Consider the following 2,176-nt stretch of genomic DNA (forward strand, 5'->3'; position numbering starts at 1 on the left):
GAGTGTACCCGTTTGCGAGAAATTCACGTTAATACCCTCCGAAAGTAGGTGTATTCGAGGGATTGACGACCGAGCCGCACATCGAATGCGCACCCCTGATTTGTCCGGCTGACGGGCGAAGGGGCGGCGTTCGCCGCACCCATGCCCGTCCGCCCGTCAGCTGACCTCAGCGGGCCGGCGCCTCCGCCTTCACGGGCTCCGGCCGCTCGTCCGGGCTTTCCTCCGGGCGCTCTTCCTGCCGCTCCCCCGGACGCTTCACCGCCGCAAGATCCCGCCAGGCTTCCTCTACTTCGATCCTGCGCTTCGCCTGCGCCCGCCAAAAAAGCATCCCGACCAAAAGTGCGAGCGCGGCGAGGTAGACGAGCATCGCACCCAGGAGCGCCAGGTCGTCCGACACCGTGACGCCGCGCAAACCTTGGTCCCTCCAGAATTTGAAGAACCAGGAGAGCGGAATCCCCCAGGCCGCCCACTGCACGAATTCGTGCGGGGACGTGAGCGCAAAGGTCATGCCGCCCAGGATGAAGCCGGGCGGAACCAAAAAGATCATCTTCCCGGCGCCGTCCCCCGGATTCTGGGCGTTCCAGGAGAGGAGCACCGCCACCCAGACGTTGGCGAGACCGGTGAGAAAGAGCGCCAGCGCGAAGAGCGCCGGGTTCCCCGCAAAGCGCATCTGTCCGAAGGTGACGAGGACCGCCAGCGCGGCCATCACCACCGCCATGTAGACGAAGGCGTAGGGGACGGCGCGGGTAAGGAACGCCGCGAGCCCGGCGGGAAGCACAGCGCTCCCCCACCGGTGCTCAACCTTCAAGCGGCCGACCAGCATCAGCGCGCAGAGGCCCTGGTACATGGTCGAGAAGAAGATCAAGAAGTTCGCGGTGGTGCCGGTCGTCGACTGGCTCGTCGGATCCGTGATCGAGCGCGTTCCCAGAGCCAAGGGCGCGATCATCGCCCGCGTCTCCTCACTGTTCGCGCCGAGGCTGGAGACCCCGTCCCCGCGCCCGATCGCGGTCTCCGCCCCGAGTTCGTTCACGATCGACGTGATCCGGCTCGTGAGCTCGCCGTTCTGGGCAGAGTTGGAGTCGTCCAGATAGAGTCCGAGGTGGACCTGCCGATCCCCCTTCGTCACGTGCTCTTCCGCACCCTTCGGAATGTAGAGGACCGCCTGCGAGCGGTCGTTTCTCACCATCGAGCGCACCTCCGCCGGCGTGTGGAGAACCTCCACGATGCTCACGTACGGGGACGCGTTCACCTTTTCGATGAGGCCCGCCGACCAACGCGTTTGGTCGAGGTCGATGACGGAGGTCTTCGCTTCAAAGACGATCGAGTGCGAGAACGCGATCGAGAAGACGACCGTCGTGATCACCGCGACCAACACCGCCAACTTGTGGTACGGGACGAAGTGCCCGAGAACATCGCCCGCCATTCGTGCGTCATCGCGACGAGGCAACACTTCCAGACGTGCTTCACGGCCGCACCTCCACGGTCATGCCGGCCAAAAGACCTTCGGTCGCCGGGATTTCGATCCGGACCTTGAAGAGCTTCAGGTCCGCCTGCCCGCGCTCGCGGACCATCTTGAGGTCCGCGAAGTCCGGGGCCGCGTCCGTCGTTTGGACCTTCCCCGTGACGATCCGGTCGATCGCCGGCACGTAGCACGGCACCTCGGTGCCTTCGGTGAAGCCCGCCACCTGGTCTCCCGCAACGTAGACGTCAACGTAGCGGCGTTCGGACTCAAAGAGCACCGCAGGGGCGTTGGGCGAAACGAGTTCGCCCAACTCGTAGAGGACCGAAATCACCTTCGCGTGCTCGGGCGCAGCGATTTCAAGCCGCGTTCGGTTCACCTGCAGGGCCTACAAGGCCGCGGCGAGTTCGTCGCGCGCCGCCCGCATCGCCGCGACGTTCACGCGCCGGATCTCAGCCTCGCGCCGGGCGTTCGTGACCGTCTCCAACGCCATCCCCTCGGCGCTCCCCGTCTTCGTCAACTTTTCGCGCGACGCCTTGTCGGCGCCGACCGTCAACTGCTCCAAGGTGTGCGTCTGCGCCGTCAACGCCTCCTTCGCGGTCCTCCACGCCGCTTCGGCCGCGTCGTACTGCGCCTGAGAAACCGCGCCGCTCGATCGGAGCCCGTACTGATAGATCTAACCGAATATACTCACGTATATCCAAGCATGAGTAGATC

General features: G+C 65.1%; 3 protein-coding genes. All 3 read right to left on the reverse strand.

What is annotated here, in order from left to right; genetic code table 11:
• Window positions 1–166: 166 nt before the first annotated feature.
• The 3 genes from HMPREF9440_RS01390 to HMPREF9440_RS10340 are packed head-to-tail and all read right to left on the reverse strand — an operon-like array spanning window position 167 to window position 2,045.
• Entirely contained in the window at window positions 167–1,423 is a 1,257-nt protein-coding gene (locus HMPREF9440_RS01390) for an ABC transporter permease (RefSeq protein WP_008540762.1), read from the reverse strand.
• A 40-nt stretch (window positions 1,424–1,463) separates the two neighbouring features.
• Complete coding sequence (locus HMPREF9440_RS10335; protein WP_008540764.1) at window positions 1,464–1,838, reverse strand: HlyD family secretion protein; 375 nt, start codon at window positions 1,836–1,838, stop codon at window positions 1,464–1,466.
• Window positions 1,839–1,847: 9 nt separating this feature from the next.
• Window positions 1,848–2,045, reverse strand: a complete 198-nt coding sequence (locus tag HMPREF9440_RS10340; protein WP_008540766.1) for a hypothetical protein — start codon at window positions 2,043–2,045, stop codon at window positions 1,848–1,850.
• Window positions 2,046–2,176: the final 131 nt, after the last annotated feature.

Source organism: Sutterella parvirubra YIT 11816 (assembly GCF_000250875.1).
GTDB lineage: Bacteria > Pseudomonadota > Gammaproteobacteria > Burkholderiales > Burkholderiaceae_F > Sutterella > Sutterella parvirubra.